General features: G+C 38.2%; 17 protein-coding genes. 3 read left to right on the forward strand and 14 right to left on the reverse strand.

The genetic code is table 11. The features are described from left to right. Positions 1 to 374 precede the first annotated feature (374 nt). Positions 375 to 1,259 (reverse strand): nucleotidyltransferase-like protein, encoded by an 885-nt coding sequence (locus ACIQXW_RS21660; RefSeq protein ID WP_340822386.1) that lies wholly within the window; start codon positions 1,257 to 1,259, stop codon positions 375 to 377. Between the two features lie 149 nt (positions 1,260 to 1,408). On the opposite strand from ACIQXW_RS21660, the gene ACIQXW_RS21665 reads away from it, so the two are divergent. Next, entirely contained in the window at positions 1,409 to 1,762 is a 354-nt protein-coding gene (locus ACIQXW_RS21665; protein WP_340822385.1) for a YgzB family protein, read from the forward strand. A gap of 65 nt (positions 1,763 to 1,827) precedes the next feature. Here ACIQXW_RS21665 and ACIQXW_RS21670 read toward each other — a convergent pair whose 3' ends face one another. The 4 genes from ACIQXW_RS21670 to bcp all read right to left on the reverse strand — a co-directional run bounded on the left by ACIQXW_RS21670 (position 1,828) and on the right by bcp (position 4,388). Next, positions 1,828 to 2,193: a hypothetical protein gene (locus tag ACIQXW_RS21670; RefSeq protein WP_401021762.1), complete on the reverse strand. Its 366-nt coding sequence runs from the start codon at positions 2,191 to 2,193 to the stop codon at positions 1,828 to 1,830. Between the two features lie 217 nt (positions 2,194 to 2,410). After that, complete coding sequence (perR, locus tag ACIQXW_RS21675; protein ID WP_173479551.1) at positions 2,411 to 2,854, reverse strand: peroxide-responsive transcriptional repressor PerR; 444 nt, start codon at positions 2,852 to 2,854, stop codon at positions 2,411 to 2,413. A 116-nt stretch (positions 2,855 to 2,970) separates the two neighbouring features. Continuing rightward, positions 2,971 to 3,915: a D-2-hydroxyacid dehydrogenase gene (locus ACIQXW_RS21680; protein WP_402765454.1), complete on the reverse strand. Its 945-nt coding sequence runs from the start codon at positions 3,913 to 3,915 to the stop codon at positions 2,971 to 2,973. Continuing rightward, positions 3,912 to 4,388, reverse strand: a complete 477-nt coding sequence (gene bcp, locus ACIQXW_RS21685) for a thioredoxin-dependent thiol peroxidase (RefSeq protein ID WP_402765457.1) — start codon at positions 4,386 to 4,388, stop codon at positions 3,912 to 3,914. The genes ACIQXW_RS21680 and bcp overlap by 4 nt, the downstream gene beginning before the upstream one ends. Before the next feature lie 131 nt (positions 4,389 to 4,519). Between bcp and ACIQXW_RS21690 the strand changes: the two genes are divergently transcribed. Both ACIQXW_RS21690 and ACIQXW_RS21695 read left to right on the forward strand, forming a co-directional pair. Continuing rightward, the gene (locus ACIQXW_RS21690; RefSeq protein WP_402765460.1) at positions 4,520 to 5,806 is read left to right on the forward strand and encodes a glutamate-1-semialdehyde 2,1-aminomutase; all 1,287 of its coding nucleotides are present in this window, start codon (positions 4,520 to 4,522) and stop codon (positions 5,804 to 5,806) included. 277 nt (positions 5,807 to 6,083) lie between these two features. Next, positions 6,084 to 7,172 carry an FUSC family protein gene (locus tag ACIQXW_RS21695; RefSeq protein ID WP_340822379.1) on the forward strand — a complete coding sequence of 363 codons (1,089 nt, stop codon included), beginning with the start codon at positions 6,084 to 6,086 and terminating at the stop codon, positions 7,170 to 7,172. Between the two features lie 448 nt (positions 7,173 to 7,620). Here ACIQXW_RS21695 and ACIQXW_RS21700 read toward each other — a convergent pair whose 3' ends face one another. The 9 genes from ACIQXW_RS21700 to ACIQXW_RS21740 all read right to left on the reverse strand — a co-directional run bounded on the left by ACIQXW_RS21700 (position 7,621) and on the right by ACIQXW_RS21740 (position 18,261). Further along, complete coding sequence (locus ACIQXW_RS21700; protein ID WP_402765463.1) at positions 7,621 to 8,601, reverse strand: alpha/beta hydrolase; 981 nt, start codon at positions 8,599 to 8,601, stop codon at positions 7,621 to 7,623. Positions 8,602 to 8,787: 186 nt separating this feature from the next. Then, the gene (locus tag ACIQXW_RS21705; RefSeq protein WP_402765466.1) at positions 8,788 to 10,155 is read right to left on the reverse strand and encodes a sensor histidine kinase; all 1,368 of its coding nucleotides are present in this window, start codon (positions 10,153 to 10,155) and stop codon (positions 8,788 to 8,790) included. Further along, positions 10,152 to 10,826, reverse strand: a complete 675-nt coding sequence (locus ACIQXW_RS21710; protein WP_402765469.1) for a response regulator transcription factor — start codon at positions 10,824 to 10,826, stop codon at positions 10,152 to 10,154. Before ACIQXW_RS21710 ends, ACIQXW_RS21705 begins: the two co-directional genes overlap by 4 nt. Positions 10,827 to 11,082: 256 nt before the next feature. Beyond that, positions 11,083 to 12,123, reverse strand: a complete 1,041-nt coding sequence (locus ACIQXW_RS21715) for a toxic anion resistance protein (RefSeq protein WP_402765472.1) — start codon at positions 12,121 to 12,123, stop codon at positions 11,083 to 11,085. 22 nt (positions 12,124 to 12,145) lie between these two features. Further along, on the reverse strand, positions 12,146 to 13,777 hold the full coding sequence (locus tag ACIQXW_RS21720) for a YceG family protein (protein WP_402765475.1): 1,632 nt from the start codon (positions 13,775 to 13,777) through the stop codon (positions 12,146 to 12,148). Between the two features lie 20 nt (positions 13,778 to 13,797). Further along, the gene (locus ACIQXW_RS21725) at positions 13,798 to 14,616 is read right to left on the reverse strand and encodes an HAD family hydrolase (protein ID WP_402765478.1); all 819 of its coding nucleotides are present in this window, start codon (positions 14,614 to 14,616) and stop codon (positions 13,798 to 13,800) included. Positions 14,617 to 14,628: 12 nt separating this feature from the next. Continuing rightward, positions 14,629 to 15,729: a cysteine protease StiP family protein gene (locus ACIQXW_RS21730; RefSeq protein ID WP_402765481.1), complete on the reverse strand. Its 1,101-nt coding sequence runs from the start codon at positions 15,727 to 15,729 to the stop codon at positions 14,629 to 14,631. Beyond that, positions 15,729 to 17,090 (reverse strand): phosphoribosyltransferase family protein, encoded by a 1,362-nt coding sequence (locus tag ACIQXW_RS21735; RefSeq protein WP_402765484.1) that lies wholly within the window; start codon positions 17,088 to 17,090, stop codon positions 15,729 to 15,731. Before ACIQXW_RS21735 ends, ACIQXW_RS21730 begins: the two co-directional genes overlap by 1 nt. Continuing rightward, entirely contained in the window at positions 17,047 to 18,261 is a 1,215-nt protein-coding gene (locus tag ACIQXW_RS21740) for an HpcH/HpaI aldolase/citrate lyase family protein (protein ID WP_402765487.1), read from the reverse strand. The genes ACIQXW_RS21735 and ACIQXW_RS21740 overlap by 44 nt, the downstream gene beginning before the upstream one ends. Between the last annotated feature and the right edge of the window lie 145 nt (positions 18,262 to 18,406).

The following is an 18,406-nucleotide window of genomic DNA, read 5'->3' on the forward strand; positions in this document are numbered from 1 at the left end:
CTGAGCCAGGATCAAACTCTCCATAAAAGAAATTTGATTAGCTCAAATTGTTTTGCTGGCATCAATTTTGATGTCCAAAATTTTGTTTCGTTCACCAACGAAGTTAGTTAATAGAAACTATATTGATTACGTTTTGCTTGTTCAGTTTTCAAGGTTCATGTGTTTTGTCGTTTTTCAGCGACTTCTTTATCTTAACACCTTATTCAACTTGCGTCAATAACTTTTCAAAAGTTTTTTTCACTCGTTTTTAAGTGTTCTTAGTATGTCTTAGCGACAATTAATATAATACAATATCAATATATTAAACGTCAACACTTTTTTCAAAAAAATATCGAGGTATTTTCTATACCTCGATAACTAGCATACTATATGGCTTATTCAAATTCTATAGACTCTTTATCCACCTTATAATGCCGGTGGAATATCATTTCACTTTTTGCAACGACAGGTTCAATAAGTATGTAGCCTTTATCCACTAAATACTCTACAAATACTTCTAAGTCTACAGAATAGTTAACAAGCTCATGATGATCATGTAATTCTTGAATAGTCCATGTCTCTTTTGTTTGCATTACTTCTAATATATGTTGAGCTCCATCCTGTGTTCGTGAATGAATTAAAAACTCACTTGCTAAAAATAGTAGCTCTAATCGCTTTTCAATTGGCTCACTGCTCATAACAAGTTCTTCATATAACTTATAGATAGCAGGCTCTATCTTTTTCACTTGCGCCCATACCGTAACTTCTGGATAAAGCCCACTATCTATAATGGACAATCGCCCTAAATGATGCAATGAATCAACAACATGATTATAGGCATCCAGGTAGCTTCCCTTATCAAAATATTCTTTCCCTTCTAAATAACGTCGAATTAATTTTGAAAATTGAATACCTGTTTTAATTTTCCGACCGCTAAACGGGAACTCTTGTAGTTCAATTTTTAATTTATGAAGGAATTCATTACGATCAAACAACACTCTGCCAAAGAAAATCCAATCAACTACTTTTTTGTTAGAGCCGATTAGTAACCACTTGCGTAACAATTTCTCTGTAACAGTATGTAAGGCTACCTTATTCCCCTCATATAAATAATGCTTTGAGAAAACAGGTTGATCCGCTTCCTTCACAATAATTAGTAATATCGTATCGAATGTGTCAGTAACGTTACTTTGTTCTTCACGCTTCTCCATTAAAATGACACCTAATGTATTAGACTGACTCGCACGTTCTTGGTATATCGGGCGCAAAACTTGCTCCATGTTCAGTCCTCCTCTATTTGTTATATGACTTTATTTCGTTAAAATTTCGACATACTCTGAAAGTATTCCTTCTTTGCCTTTTAGTCAAAACTAAAATACTTTGTTCTTATATGTTATAGTAGATTTTAGATTGGGAGGCAAGATATTGTATGAAACCTTACAAAAGTAAAATTAATAAAATCCGTTCATTTGCATTAGCACTTATTTTTATCGGCTTTGTTGTTATGTATGGGGGAATATTCTTCAAAAACCATCCTATCCTTGTCTTAATCTTCATGACGCTTGGTTTACTGTGTATTATCGGTAGTACAGTTGTCTATGCTTGGATTGGCCTTCTCTCAACAAGAGCAGTTCAAGTAGAGTGCCCGAATTGCCATAAGCATACGAAGGTTTTAGGTCGTGTAGATATGTGCATGTACTGTAACGAACCATTAACACTAGATCCAACACTTGAAGGAAAAGAGTTCGATCAATCTTATAATAACAAAGCAAAAAATTCCTAGCCCTCATATAAGAGCTAGGAATTTTCTTATTATTACCACCACTACTATTATAGAAATAACCGATATTAGATGCTCACTATATATTTAGAAATTTGTTTTTCTTTTAGACCAGCTATACCAGTTTTGAAAAATTTCTGTTGATTCTGCCTGTCATCGAATGATTGCATCATTTGCTCTACTAATTTTTGCGTAATCATATCGTTTACCTCACCAGAAGACTGTTCTTGTTCTTCTTGTTTTGAAATTTTCACTTCTCTTACAATTACTTTTTCGCCATTTTCTTTCGTTACTATATGGCGTATATAACCATTCTCTTTTTTTATTTCATATGTTGCTTTTCTTTTTTGGTTTGCTAAAAACAAATTATCCGATAAACGTTCTTCTTTTTTTAATGTACTAAAGTAATTACTACTCCCTAATTGTACATTCATTATATCCCTCCTATTAACTGTTCAATTGTCAGAGATACTCATTTGCTATGCTCCAACCTCCAACGCTTTATTCTTAACATACATTATTTATATCGAGAATGTTCAGTCTATTTAAAGAAAATCTTTTTCGTTCCATTATAAAAAGCAAGCGAGCTAATGCCCACTTGCTTTTTTAAACGTTTTCATTCATACGCTTTCGTAAAAACTCCAAGAAAACTTATTGTACTTTCGCTGCAACATCTTTACATGCTGGACACGTGCCGTAGATTTCTAGACGGTGTGTGTGCACATCAAAGTCTGTTACTTGTGAAGCGAAGTGTTCGATTTCATCTAAACCTGGGTAATGGAAATCGACAATTTTACCGCAACATTCACAAATCATATGATAATGATCATTTGTAACAAAATCAAAACGGCTAGAGGCATCCCCATAAGTAAGCTCTTTCACTAATCCTACTTCACGGAATACACGTAAATTATTGTAGACAGTTGCCACACTCATATTCGGAAATTTTCCTTCAAGCGCTTTATAAATTTCATCCGCAGTCGGATGTGTCATCGATTGAATTAAATATTCTAAAATAGCATGACGCTGAGGAGTAATGCGTACACCAGTTGTTTTTAACGTGTCAAGTGCATCCTGTAAATGCGGTATAGACATCGTCATGCACCCCTTTTCATAAGTATTATTAATTTATAATTGTTACAATTAGTGTATCGAATTAAGCTAACATCTGTCAACTTCCGTCCTATACATCAGCTAAATTAAATTACTTTTTAATATCCTCTCGACAGATCCACTACATTTTCTAGAGCTGTCTCTCCATTTAACCATTTCATCAAACTAGGCTTAAAAATATCTAAACTGCGTTCCACATAGCGAGAAGAATGACTTGAAACATGTGGTGACACTATGACATTCGGACATGACCATAATGGACTATTTGCACTAAGTGGTTCTTCTTCAAATACATCTAATACTGCGTAGCCAATTTCACCTGTTTCCATAGCATGAATAAGTACCTTTTCATCTACTAAATTTCCACGGCCAAAATTCATGAAAATGGCATCGTTTTTCATTGCGCTAAAATGCTCTTCCTTCAATAAATGCGTAGTTTCCGCTGTTTTTGGCAATACAGAAATGACGATATCCGCCTTTGGCAAAGCTTCTGTTAGCATCGCAAAACTAACCATTTCATCCATGTAAGGTGCTGCTTTACCTGAACGGTTACAGCCAATTGTAGTTACACCAAATGCTTGTAATAAGCGACCTACTTCCGAGCCAATCGCGCCAGGCCCTAATATAAGCGCTGTATTATCACGTAATTCAGTTTGTTTCCCTTTTTTCGACCATTCTCTTTTCTTCTGATGCTCGTATAACCACGGCAATGCACGCTTAATTGCTAAAATATGAGCAAGCATTGACTCAGCCATAGGTGATTTATGAATTCCACGCACATTTGATACTAAAATACCTCGATCAATAATTGCTTGTGCTGGCATTTTTTCTACACCTGCCGAAGCAACGAATATCCATTTTAGTTTCGTTGCGTATTGCATATTGTCATCATTTAAATCTTCGCCATATGTAACTAGTACATCTGCTTTTTGAAGTTCATCCGTAGATAACCCATTTTTAAATACAAAGTCACATTGTGAAAATTCCTCTACTAACGGTTCACGTAAATCGGGTCTTGGCTCAAACGTAAAATAAATTCTCATTTATGTTCCTCCTGATTTGCTAAATATGTGTATACTTCTTCAATATGATTTTTTACGCGTACTTTACGCCAAGCCTTTATAAGATTACCATCTGTATCAATTAAAAAGGTAGAACGTTCAATCCCCATATATTCGCGTCCATACATTTTCTTTAACCCCCATACGCCATAAGCCTCCGCTACTGCATGATCCTCGTCCACTAAAAGTGTAAAAGGAAGCCCATGCTTATCAATAAATTTTGTATGCTTTTGGACATTATCAGGGCTCACACCTAATATAACAGCGTTTAACTGACTGAAGTCTTCATGCTTATCACGGAAATCACATGCCTCTGTTGTACAACCGGGTGTCATATCTTTCGGATAAAAGTACAAAATTACATTTTTGCCCCTGAAATCTGCTAATTGTACGTACTCCCCTTTGTCATTAACAAGTGAAAAATCGGGTACTTTCTGTCCTTCTACTAATGTCATAACAATCTCCTCCTTTTGCATTTCTTATTTTACTCTAAGTAACAAATCAAGTCATATCCCTTATTTTCTTTGGATTTCTTACACTGATAGGTCTACAATAGATTAAGTATAATTACTTAGGAGGCATATTTATGAATCACTCAAAATCCGAAGCAGTACACGCAGAAGCGCTTTTACATATCGTTGGTGGTGTGAATAGCCCTTCTCGTTCATATAAAGCAGTTGGTGGGGGATCTCCCGTTGCAATGGCTCGAGGAAAAGGAGCTTATTTTTGGGATGTTGACGGCAACCGTTACATCGATTATTTAGCGGCATATGGCCCACTTGTTACAGGTCATGGCCATCCACATATCGCTAAGGCAATTTCAAATGCCGCTGAAAACGGGACTTTATTTGGAACTCCAACTGAATACGAAGTAACTTTTGCAAAAATGCTTAAAGAAGCCATTCCTTCAATGGATAAAGTACGCTTTAACAACTCTGGTACAGAAGCAGTGATGACAACAATCCGTGTTGCTCGTGCCTATACTGGCCGTACAAAAATTATGAAGTTTGCTGGCTGCTACCACGGTCACTTTGACTTAGTATTAGTAGCTGCAGGCTCTGGACCAGCTACATTAGGCACACCAGACTCAGCGGGTGTAACGACTGCTACGGCAGAAGAAGTAATTACGGTACCATTTAACAATCCAGAAGCATTTACTGAAGCGATGAATACATGGGGCGATCAAATTGCTGCTATTTTAATTGAGCCAATTGTAGGCAACTTCGGAATTGTTGAACCAAAACCTGGATTTTTAGAATTAGTGCATGCTACAGCGAAAGAAAAAGGTGCACTTACAATTTACGATGAAGTGATTACGGCATTCCGCTTCCATTACGGTGGCGCACAAACATTACTTGGTTTAACACCTGACCTTACTGCGCTAGGAAAAGTCATTGGTGGTGGTTTACCAATCGGTGCTTACGGTGGTCGCAAAGAAATTATGGATACAGTTGCTCCACTTGGACCAGCATACCAAGCAGGTACAATGGCAGGAAACCCTGCATCAACGCAAGCCGGTATAGCTTGCTTAGAAGTATTAGCTACTCCAGGTATTTACGATGAAATGGATCGACTTGGTGCGATTTTAGAAGACGGTATTTTAGCGGCTGCAACAAAACATGGTGTAACAATTACTTTAAATCGTCTAAAAGGTGCGCTTACAATTTACTTTACAGATGTGAAGGTAGAAAATTATGAGCAGGCAGAGAACACTGACGGAGAAATTTTCGGGCGCTTCTTTAAACTAATGCTTCAACGAGGCATTAACCTCGCTCCATCTAAATATGAAGCATGGTTTTTAACAACTGAGCATACAGAGGCAGATATTCGTGAAACAATCGAAGCTGTCGATTATGCATTTTCTCAACTATAATAGGGCGAAAAAAGGCGACTTTCATATGAGAGTCGCCTTTTTTATATTACGATATACAAATCTATGTATTTTCTAAGAACTTCCTTCTATAATGTAAAGAAGCATTAATTACGACTCGGCGTAATTGTATCCAGATTTTTTTGAGCCTGCTTGAGCTCTCCTTAAAATCTGAGACATCCGCTGAGGCCTTTAACTTGATTCACTCCCACTTATAGCAGTGGAGCACTTCTGCTGAAGCAAGTTAAAAATATTAGACAGAAAGGACATCGATTTTATTATGAAATTAGGTGCCCGTGTATTTAAAACTGGCGTAGCTATTGTCTTTGCTCTATTTGTTGCTGAGCTCCTGCAATTACCATCCCCAGTTTTTGCTGGAATTGCAGCAATCTTTGCGATTCAGCCGTCCATATATCGCTCATATCAAACGATAGTTGAACAAGTACAAGCAAATATTATAGGAGCCTCCATTGCCGTAATCTTCGGCTTACTTTTTGGTCACCACGTCGTGGCTGTTGGTATTGCAGTAATTATCGCAATAGGATTGATGTTAAAATTCAAGCTTGAAAAGTCACTGTCTCTTGCACTTGTTTCCGTTGTAGCCATTATGGAAATACAGGGTGATGACTTTCTTACGTTTGGTTTAATTCGCTTTCTTACAATTTTAGTTGGGGTTTTAGCAGCATTTGTTGTAAATCTTGTGTTTTTACCACCAAAATACGAAGTAAAGCTTTTCCGTAAAATTTACTTTTTACAGGATGATATTATACGCTGGACGAGACTAGCTGTTCGTCAAGCTTCTGAGCATACTTCTACTAAAACGGCTTTAAACAAATTTAGAGAACGTATGCTTAGAGTCGACACACTTTATGAGTTTTTCAAGGAAGAACGAAATTACTTTAAAAATAAAAAATACGTCAAAGCACGGAAATTAGTTGTGTACCGTCAAATGATTACTACTTCAAAAAAGAGTCTAGAATTGTTACAACGTCTGCATAATCATGAAAACGAATTAGCACATTTACCGACACAGTTCCATTTAATGATTCAAGAGCGTCTAGACTTTCTGCTTACCTACCATGAGCAGCTGTTACTGAAATATACGGGGAAATTAAAGCCTGAGCATTCCGAATGGAGCAACCATATCGACTACATCCAACGCAATCAGTTAATGGAGATTTTTATCCATCAAGTGACCTTTGCGCACGAAGAAGGCGATACAGAATTTTCAAGCTATCACCTTCTGTATATTTTATCGCGTATTTTAGATTACGAAGAAAATTTAGAGCACTTAGATACATTAATTGTGTCCTATCAAAACTATCACGGTGAAGAAATCAACTTGGAAATTGAGGAAGAGTTTATTTAATAGGCCAATTAACAAAGCTATTTGGGCAATCCCTACCACTACTTTTCGTGTTTGGGGCTTGCCTTGTAAACTTCTATGTACATGTTGACGGTACGGATTGCTCGCTTTCCGCGGGTGTTACTTAAGCCTCCTCCTCCGCTTCGCTTCGAAAGCCGTTTTCTCCTACGCTAAGGGAAAACGGCTTCTTTTTATTTTGTTTGGCTTATTCTAAAAGTCGATTCATTTTCATATAGACCGTCATCCCCCTCCCCTCATCCTGATTAAATGCTCTATTCAACTCATTTTTCTGCCTGGATTCGTTACAACCTTTTGAATGAGACTGAACTGGGCTATTGTATATGTCGACACCAATCAATCCCTGTTTGGATGTAAAAAAGACCATCTAAACGATGGTCTTGCAGACTGTAGACAAATTCATAAATTAACGGATGAACCTTTCTTTGAACACTTACTTTACTTCTTTCATAAATAGTCTAACGTTTTCAGCGATTTCTTTAAATTTGGTATGGTGTAAATAATGTGATCCATCCATGGTTACTAGTTTTCCATGTACCGAGTCTTTGATCTGCTCTTCATGCAGAGGTAACCATCCTGCTACATCTTCATTATTCGCTTGTACAAAGAGAAGAAGTGGAAGATATTTAGGGAAGGTTAAACCTTGAGCCCCTTTAAAATTAGACGAAATATGGTCCATCTCATTCAAGGTTGTGTCATTATACATGTTTTTATTTGAAATCATTTTCATTTGCTCCACGGTTTTTTCATCAAATGCCAGTCCAGCATAGGGGTCAGCACTGATTTTCATAGCCAATCTTAAGAGACCTGATTTTTTGAGATATGCAAACGTTTTTAATGGGAAATTCATATCCATACCCGGTTGTGTTGCAACACTGCTATCGATTCCGACAAATGCCGTCACCTCGTTTGGATATTTGTTCACATAATCAATTCCATAAATGCCTGTAATGGAGTGGCCCATGAGCATGTATCTGTTAATATGAAGCTGCTGTAGAGCTTCATGAACTTCACTTACAATGTTCTCCGTGGTCCGCTCTTTTTCAGTTTCATCACTTAATCCATAACCGAAAGGCTCTATCGCAACAACTTTGTAAAATGGAGATAATTCATCGATAAGAAGCTTAAAATCAAGCCCTGGAGTAGCTGTTCCATAACCAGGCAGGAGCACGATTGTTTCCTTGCCCTCGCCTTGAATTAACACATTCATGTTTTTCCCGTCTACAGATACATGCTGCCCGTAAGGCACGATTCGTTTTTGCTCCGAATGACTACTCATCACATTTACGGTATAAACAATACCTAAAAAAAGTACAATGGCTAGAACGATTACTCCTATGATTTTAAGTAAGATGTTTCGCACTTTCTTTATTTTCGTTCCACTCGGCGTTTTCTTTTCCTCTTGTTGTATCACTGTCATCTTCTCCTGTCCTGATCTGGTTGATTGTCTTCCTTCATGTGCCTGTAATGAAACCTTAACAAATGAAGATGTACTCCTTATGACGACAATATGAACTGAATATGAACTATCAAAAAAAATGCTACGGCTCTATATGCAAATAAGCTTGCATATGAGTCGTAGCATAGAGAATGAATCTAACTAATCTATTGGTGTAGTGATTGGCAAGGTGACAATGAAGGTCGTTCCTTGACCAAGTTCACTTTTCACTCGGATGTCACCTTGATGAAGCGACACAATCTGTTTAACGATAGCGAGTCCCATACCACTTCCGTCATACTTACGACTGTGGGAACGATCGGCCTTAAAAAAACGCTCGAATATACGCTTTTGGTCGTCAAGGTGAATACCAATACCAGTGTCGGATATTAGGATTGTCACGTTTTTGATATCTTGTTTAATGCTTACGTTAATTACGCTGGCATCCTCGGAAAATTTGATGCTATTTCTAAGGATATTCGTCCATACCTGATTTAACAGGTCATGATCAGCCGTTACTTTAACTGTCTGTAAATCAAGCTCGAAATGTATATCGCGAGCAGACCATTGTGGCTGGAGCGCCACGATTATCCGTCGGATTTGTTCATCTAGGCTGAACGTGACGAGTTGCAGTTGCTTTGACTGCGATTCAAGCAAACTCAGCTTTAGCAGGCTATCGCTCATTTTGGACATCCTTTTCGCTTCAGCGATGATAATATCAAGATAACGGCTTCGTTCGTATTCTGAAAGATCAACTTGCTTAAGCACTAGAGCATAACCGGATATCGAAGTGAGTGGAGACTGAACCTCGTGCGACACGTTCGTTACGAATTCCCTGCGCATCTGCTCAAGTTGCTGCAGATCGTGCATCATTTCTTCGAAGCTGCGAGCCAAAGTACCCAGCTCACTCGTTTGCTTAATATTCAACTTGACGTTGAAATCTCCAGATGCTATCCGCTTGGTCGCTTTTGTCAGCTTTTTGATTGGTTTTACCAGGTATACAGAGGCAACTAGAATCAATAAGCTTCCTGCAATCAACGAACATGTTGCAAAGACCAATGCCCACTTTGTGACATAAGAGGACGAAGGAGGGGCGAGCGCTTCCAGAAATATCGCTTTCGTTCCCATTTCCGTTTTCAACGGCAACCCTAAGAGGACCGTGGCAATACCATTAGGAGTTTCTTGAACAACACCTCCATCTAATGCTTTCTTTAGTTGCTCCCTCGTCACAGGCTCAGGTTTGTGTCCGTGAAGTTTACCGTAAGACTTGAACTGACCCGTTGTTTCGTAAATTCGAATATAATAAGAATCGAGTTGCTTCATTTCACTTACGAACATGTCCGCTTCATGTAACGGAAGGGTGTTGTAAATCTGGACGATGTCTTGACCAAAGTTACGTAAGTTGGTTTGAGCATTTTCGTTCAATTTATCTTCGAATATCCAAGTTGACACAAAAAAAGAAATGATCGTGCCCCCGATGATGGAGACTAAAAATGTCAGGATAACACGTATATATAAGGATCTGATCATTCATAAACCTCAAGCCGATACCCAAGCCCGCGCACCGTTTCAATCCGAAAATCAGGTGTTGTCGCGAACCGTTCACGCAGCCGTTTAATATGTACGTCTACCGTTCGATCATCTCCAGTGTAATTGATACCCCAAATCTGATCGATCAACTGCACGCGCGTATAGACTTGTCCTGGTGTTCCAGCGAGCTTATACAGCAATTCAAACTCCTTTAGTGGCAACGTAAGCGTCTCCGTCCCCTTCGTCACCTTATAGGTCTGTCGATCAAGAATGACATTCCCGAAATGGATCGTCTGCGTGGAGCCAATCTTGTATCGTTTAAGTAGTGCCCTAACACGAACCGTCAACTCTAACGGATCGAATGGTTTCGTTAAATAATCGTCCGTCCCAAGTTCGAAACCTTTCACTTTCTCCCATGTTTCTCCTCTCGCAGTCAGCATAAGTAAAGGTAAATCAGGATTGGCTCTTCGGAGCTCCTTGCTTAACGTCCAACCATCCATAATCGGCATCATAATGTCAAGTATGACAAGATCGACATTCGTTGAGTTGTAGACGGCCAGTGCTTCCTTGCCGTCCGCTGCTTCAGCTGTTGCGAATCCGTCGTTGCGTAGAAATAAACAGACGAGTTCGCGAATGTTCGCATCGTCGTCAGCAACTAGTATAGTAGGCATCGATTCCCTCTTTTCCCTGTTTTCCACCGCATTATTTCAAGTAATCATTATACTTTAAGCTAACATGTATGTTGATTAACCAAAGTAATACAGTTTCTTGATTTATCGACCAGTAGAATTCATTTGTTTCTTTCCAACTAATTTGCCACTCAATTGACAAGGCTTCGCAAAGAAACAGGCGTGTGAAACCTGCAAATGAAGGCCAATAGACAAAACAAACGTTTGAAGCTGACACCTTAATATGGTGTCAGCTTTTTTAGGCTTCACTATTTAATGCCATTAGTTGTTGTTCTATTTGTTGACGCTTAGTTGCTTGTTCAGCTCGTATTTGACGATAACTTGCAATACCAGTAACGATTGTCTCCCACATTTCTTCGAGCGTCATAGTCGTCTCACTTTGTTGCGCATATTCTAAGCTTTGCAAAACAGCACGATTATTTTCTTCACCAAATTGCTTCATGCGCTTTTCAAAAGCAGCTACGGATTCCTGATGTAGCTGTTGCCGCTTTTCATTCACCGCATTCATAATACCTAATTTAAAAACGGGAATTGTCGTAATAAACGCTCCGTTTATTTGCTCCATTAACTCACTATTGCCATTGCGTAGCATATCCATTTGTGTTGCCCCTAAAATTGCTACCAAACGCGATTTTTCAAGCTCATCAATTTTTTGTGCAAGTGTTTCGGCAATTGCTTGTAAAGTAGTAAGCTCCATTTTAGCAATTTGATTACCTGCATCACTTTGTTTTTCATACATCGGAATTAGCGTTGTCTTTATCTCGTCTAGTTTCATTTCTGCTGCTATGATATATTTTTCAAGCTCCAAATAATACGACAAATTTTCGTTATACAAGCGAGCAAGCATTCGATTATCATTTGCCAATGCTTCTTCCATTAGCACAAATTGATAATGGACTTTTTCAATATCTCTACCAAGAGTATTATATTTAGCATACAAATCTTCCTTATTTTTTGGAGCTCGTTTAAACAGTCTCCCAAAAAAGCCTTGTTGCTCAATGACTTCTTTTTTATCAAACTTAGACATTAGCGCTTCAAGCTGTTTTAACAATTCATTGGATTCATTTACTTTTGAATGGGCTATCGTTTTTAAAATTTGGTCTGAGAAACGAGAAAGCTTAACTGCTGGTTCCTTCCCGAGCTCCGTTAATTCAAGTTTATTTTTTATATTGATATGATTTGCAATATGCTGTACTTCTGGATTTTGACATAGCTGTTGTTTTGTTTGATCTGCCGTTTCAGCTGTCAATCGTTCAAGGACAATAGCTCTATTTGACATCGTGTTCCTCCTTTCCAAGCCGTCAGAAGAAACGGTTAAATAATTTTTTAATCATTTTATCAGGCTTTGCCTTTTGTTGCTTTGGCTCTTCAAATTGTAAGTCAAACACCATATGCTCTAGACGATGTCCATCAAACGTATCCTCTAGCAAATGTTTTTCTATATCAAGCTTTCCTGTTGGATTGTAAAAAATAATATCCACGCCAAAACGATTTAAAAATGCTAAAAGAGCAATATCTTCTCGTGATAATGACGGCTGCTGCGGAGCTTGATAGAGCACCACTTTGGGAACTTCCTGAGCATAATCAAAACTTTGTAATAGGCGCAATATATCCTTTGGAATCATCGTCATTTGTTTAAATATAAATAATTGCAATTCGTACTGTGACTCATTTGGCTGCAGTTTCAGCATGGGCTGTTCACAGGACGTTTTAATTGTATGAGCAATTGCTGATTGTAGCTCCAATGTCAAATCATCATATTGCCACCAATCACTTTGCATAATCCGCTCCGTAGATAGTTCACCATTCACTAAACAATGCTTATAGTGAAAATGAAAATTAGCTCTACTCGTTTTTGCATATGGAAATTCATGTACAAATACAGCTTGTGGGCTAGCAAGCAGTTGATGCATATACCCCCAATATTCTTCACGGCTACTAGATACACCACTAATTTTCGCGAAAATTACAGGAATGATTACTTCATCCCTAAGCACCTCAAATTTCGGGCGAACCATCGCCTTTTCATTGGCATAAATAAAAATATCATCATATGTCATACGTAGTGTTAATGAACGCGGCAAATGATCTTTAAATTGCCATGGTCGATAAACACCAGAATGCTGGTCATGCATTAAGTGTTCAAAATGTTGGCTAGAACTATAGCCAACTGTAGCTTGGCGATCACGTAATTTATCTGGGAATGGCTGTAACGCTGTTTGACTTACATAGGAGTGCGTAACAGAAAATGCATCTGTCGGATCCACAGTAGCAAATTCATCAATCGCCGCAGGATGGAAGATTAACACATCGCAGCCAAGCTCCATTAATAATAGGAGAAAATAGCGCTGACTAATTGTTGTTTCACCATACCAAACGACCTTCGGAAAATCATCTGTCGGTTTCATCGCTTTTGTCCACTGAATCCAATGGTTTTTGAGCCACTTCACCATATCAATTAAAAAGCGTCGAAAGTCATTCGCTAGTAATCCAAGTGATTGCTGATCTCTGAAGCGCTCCACTACTCGCATCGTCACTAGCTGTAAATGACGATTCATCGAAGGATCATCATGCTTAGGAATTAGTTGATGACCATACATCATGGCAATCAGTCGATTAATCGACAAGCCTTTAGGGGATTGCTGATGTTGTTCTAAAATCGTTTGCAATGCCTGAAAATCCTTTTGCTCAATATGTTTGTTTAATTCTTCGCTTAAAATATGGACATTTGAATTTTGTGACATTGTATATAAGGAATTAAAATAATCATCTTCTTCTATCGGGACACCTAATATACGTACAGCAATACGACTAAAACGTACGTGTTGTGCTGTTACCTCGTAAACTGTTCGCGCGTTAGCTGTATCTTGGAAGGCTTGTAGCCAATCATAAGAATCTCTTTCTAATACCGATTCAATTGTGACTGTTTGCATACAAGCATCACCTCCTTACATCATACTTCCACAATCGGTTGCTTGGCAGCCAATTGTAATACATCTTCTAATAAATATTTTGTAAATGCTTCACCGCTATGAGCCGAATATACTGTGTTCTTTAGTATTTGAGGTTGTTTGTCTTTTAAGTCACCGTGGTATGGCGTATAACCTCTATCAGCCAAAGCGAGCATTCCATAATCCATTATGGAATCACCCGCTGCCAAGTGCATATTATATGTACAATGCTCCTTCAAATACGAAATTGCGGCTTCTTTCGTAAGCGCCTTTGGCATAAAGTACAATTTTCGTCCTTGCAGCAGTACATGCCAACCATGTACTGCAAAGTCTTGAATTATTGCCTGCACTTCGTCCTGCTGTAAAATATTACAATCCACATAATGAACATAAAATAGCTCATCAACATAGAACGATTGTTGAAGCCAATCATCTGATTTTATGCTATTAAATTGGCGTACCAAATCTGCTTGAGGAATTGAGGAATCTTCAATTCTTTTGCGTAAAATTCTGGACCATTCCATATTAGGGCGTCCTTGTTCTATTATTGTACCCCCATTACTCGTAATTGCAAAAGTAGGACGCAGCTCTTTTATTACATGTATTCGTTCATACTGATGTATTGCACGTGTTGTAACAGGAACGAATAATGTTTGTTGGTGGACTTGTTGCAATAATGACATCGTTACTTCTGTCATCATACTAAGTGCTTCCCCATCTTTTCGTTCAGCTGTAATTGGAGCTGTATTTGGTGGATACTTATCCATCATGCGCTGGGAGTAAATAAGCGTACGATCTAAATCAGATGTAAATAGTAGCATGTCTTCTCTCCTCTACACTTCTTTTATTAAGCCACAGCATGCATAGGACATTTGTGGATATTCTTCAATTTCCACATTTTTTTCCTTAGCTAATAGTAAAATGTGCGCTAATTCATGCACATATTTAGGGTTAATTAAAATTTTCCAAGGGACTCTGCGAAGTAATACCCGTGTTGTTTCCCCAACTCCTGGCTTCACAAAGTTACTATTTGTTATGCCATAATGTTGTTGAATAGCAACAACGGTTTCCAACCCTTGCCACGTAATTGTAGAAGGTATTCGTTCACGAAGCTGTTGCTCCACATCGTTCTCTACTTGTAAAAAATACGCGCTAATACGGTCAATATATACATTGGAGACATCAGCCACTTGTAGTTCTTTATAAAATTTTGCCCCGTGAAAATCATTTACATCCATGAACTGTGCATTCCATACTGTTCGGCTAACTAAGCCCGAAACGGTTGAATTTAAACATGCGGATGGTATTAAAAAATCAGTACGTGTACCATAGATCGCTGCACAATGTCCTGGATCAGCAAGTACTGCTAATGTCGCATCCAACTGTTTATTGTTTTGCTCATTAAAGCTTTCACACGCTTGTTGTAATTCTCTCGTAATCGCGCCTTTCCCTGTCCAACCATCAATAAATTGAATTTGTGCAAGTGGGTGCTGAGTAAATATGTATTTGATAGCGTAGTCATCAATACCCCGACCTCGGAGAATCGAAATAGTATAGTGAGGAACGTCCACGTTATAATGCATTTTTATATAACGCTTAATTAAAATACCAATAGGCGTTCCTGCTCTCGCTAAACTAACAAGCACTAAATGTTCTAAACCACGGCGCTCTACAATTTGTTGAGCCACCAATCCTACAGCAACCGCAATACGTTGTGCATAATCATCTAACGTTCGATAAAACAGGTTCATATATGCTTCAGAAGGAAGATACTCTACTGGCAACATTTCTGAATAGTGGGTACCCGATTGAATAAGTCGTTCACGCTGTTCATTATCTATTTCTAAGTTAACGTTACTAATATCTCGTAGTAAAAAGACAACATCTTCAGGTGAATAGCTTCCCATTTTATCTGGTTGCTTCATTTCATGCATTATTCAGTCCCCCATTCGTGCATACAAATCACATAAATATTTGCGTTACTTACAGATTTCAATGCATGTACTGCCCTTGCCACTACCTCTTCATTGGCTATACGTTCTACGACTAAAAAAAGTTCCGAATATGGATGGCTATGTAAGTTGTATAAGTAATTTTCAACACCATTATTTTCTGGACTTTCGAAAGCAATTTTTTCTGTTATTGTATAGGATGGATTATTTGCACAATAAATTGGGCTACGTGTCGTTGATTGGAAATAAACATCCTCTCCTAAACAAGTCGCTATCTGCATTGGCACATACATAAACTCTCCTGTACCGATGACAAGTGCTGGTCCATCTGTACGAAGCCCTCGTAACTGGTCCGCGATAGTTTGATACATCTTCTTTTGTGCAGCATGTTGCTCAGTCGTTAACATTAATCGACCTGTTGCTAACATATAAGGCGCTCTATTTTCCACACCATTTTCAGCGATAGAATAGTAATGTTTCTGTTCAACTACCTCGTTCACTGAAAGCAACTTCATTTCTGTTGTTGCTTGAGAGGTACTTTGCACCTGATAATTTGTTAAAAGTGGTGTGCCATCACAAATAAATTGCCCACTCATAATCGATACAAAATCAATCGTTACCCCCCACCTAGCCTCTAGCTCCGCAAACATCGCTTTTTGCTGTGGCGAACGCCAATCTAAAATCGATAAAACAGAATAATGCTGAACAGTAGGGAACTTTTGGCGTAGTGTTTCAATAATGTTTACCACTGTATTTCCTGTTGTAATTTCATCGTCAATGAGCACAATTTGTTTTGCCTGCAGCAGTTTTTCAGGTTGCTCGCAGTACACGCGATGACTCGTCGCGTGCGAATGTTCTTCTTCGAAAGTGACAAACGGTTCGAGCTCTGGTAGTAGTTCTCGCGTCGTATGGACATAAGTTGCATTGGTCTTAAAAGCATTGAAAACAGCATGACCAAGAGCTGTTGCCGTTTCAGCAAAGCCGATAAATAAAACTTCCTCTGCTAGTTCCAGTCTTTGCTCCTCTACTTGCAGTAAAATCCCTTGCATATTTTGCTGATTTTTTATCGCCTGTACAACTGGCTGTAATAACAAACAATCATGACCAACCAGTTTTTCATGATACATCATTGCTAATAATGCGCCTGTCAAAATCGGCACCTGTGGACGAACTGCTAAATGCTTACCAAGGACGGTACTCACAAATAAAAACTGTCTCTTTTTATTAATACGTGTCGCCATTTTGAATAAATCCGTCATCGCAAAATCATAAGGGTTTTGGGTAATCTCAATATCAATTTTATAATCTTGAATAATGTTCATCTTGTTGTTGAGCTTCGTCATCTGTACTTCCTCCTACACTTGCATTCAATAAAAGAGAGGCAAAATCTGCAGATTCATTGTATACACCATATATATGTGCTTGGCGTAAAACTTTCTGTGCCCATCTCATATGTGGCTTCATTTCATTCATTTTATTGGCATAATGGCTTTTTAAAACACCCTTTTGCCCTTCATTATCAATAATACTAGTAGCATCTACATATTCCTCATAAGAAACAACATAAAGTGCATGTACAATTCGAATATGACTTGGATGTATAATTGTTTTACCTAAAATGCCATTTTGTCTGTCTAAAATTACCTCCTTCATCAAGCCATCCAAATAATCATCAAGTAGTGCCTTACGTGCATATAAAGCTCCCTTTTCACTGAATGGTGTAGCTCTTAGCGTTGGTTTTAATACCCGTTCATTGCTGAAATACTCCCATACTGGTCCCGAAATAACAAAGTCATCTTCTTCACGACCTAGTATATTGACGATATCTGCAATACAATCTCGAATAACGGCTATATCATAAATTGTTGAGTCTACTCGACGACGAATTCCATAAATTCCACAAAAATCAGTAGCACCGATACGTACGTTAAGTACACGTTTTCTATATTGACGCAGCACATCTCGTATCGCAAATAAAGCTTCCATTCGAGACTCTTTATATAAAATGTCTCGGCTTTCTAAAATAGGCATTCCATATAGCGTTAGCTGATGCTGTTCAATCGTTTGCTCAAGTATTTCAAAATAGGCAGCTCCTTGTCTAGCTGTGAACTTAGGAAATACATAGCCCGTAAGCACTTCCTGTTGCTTTCCTAATACAGACGTCAAAAGTCTAAATTGCTCTAAACTCCGCACACGAATAAATAGGAGTGGCAAATCTTCAAGCAAAATTTCGTTATGGACATAAAGTGTGTAGAGTGCGCTTATATCCTCTATTATTTTTTCTTCACAGCTCGTTAACTCTGCATCTCCAACTGCATCCTCTAAATCTATAACAATCGACTTTAAATCTTGATATTTTTGTGATTGTACCATTTCAATAATGTTAGGCATAGATGCAGGCATATATAGCGTTGCACCTAATGCGTACGATAAAATATCTGGTGAATCTAGTTTAGTAAATGTGCGTGGTTGTTGATAAAAAATCGTCTCCGCTTCAGTTGCAAAATATTGCATCCAATTCTCTCCCTCATCAAAGAATGACCTTTGTAAAAAAGACACTGCATCAACCTGTTTATACAGACTAATACAGTGCCTTCCGTTAAGTTCATCATGATTTAAATTAATGCCTACTAGTGGACATTGCAGATATACATCGTAC

The sequence above is a fragment of the Lysinibacillus sp. NPDC097162 genome, from assembly GCF_044762185.1.
GTDB lineage: Bacteria > Bacillota > Bacilli > Bacillales_A > Planococcaceae > Lysinibacillus.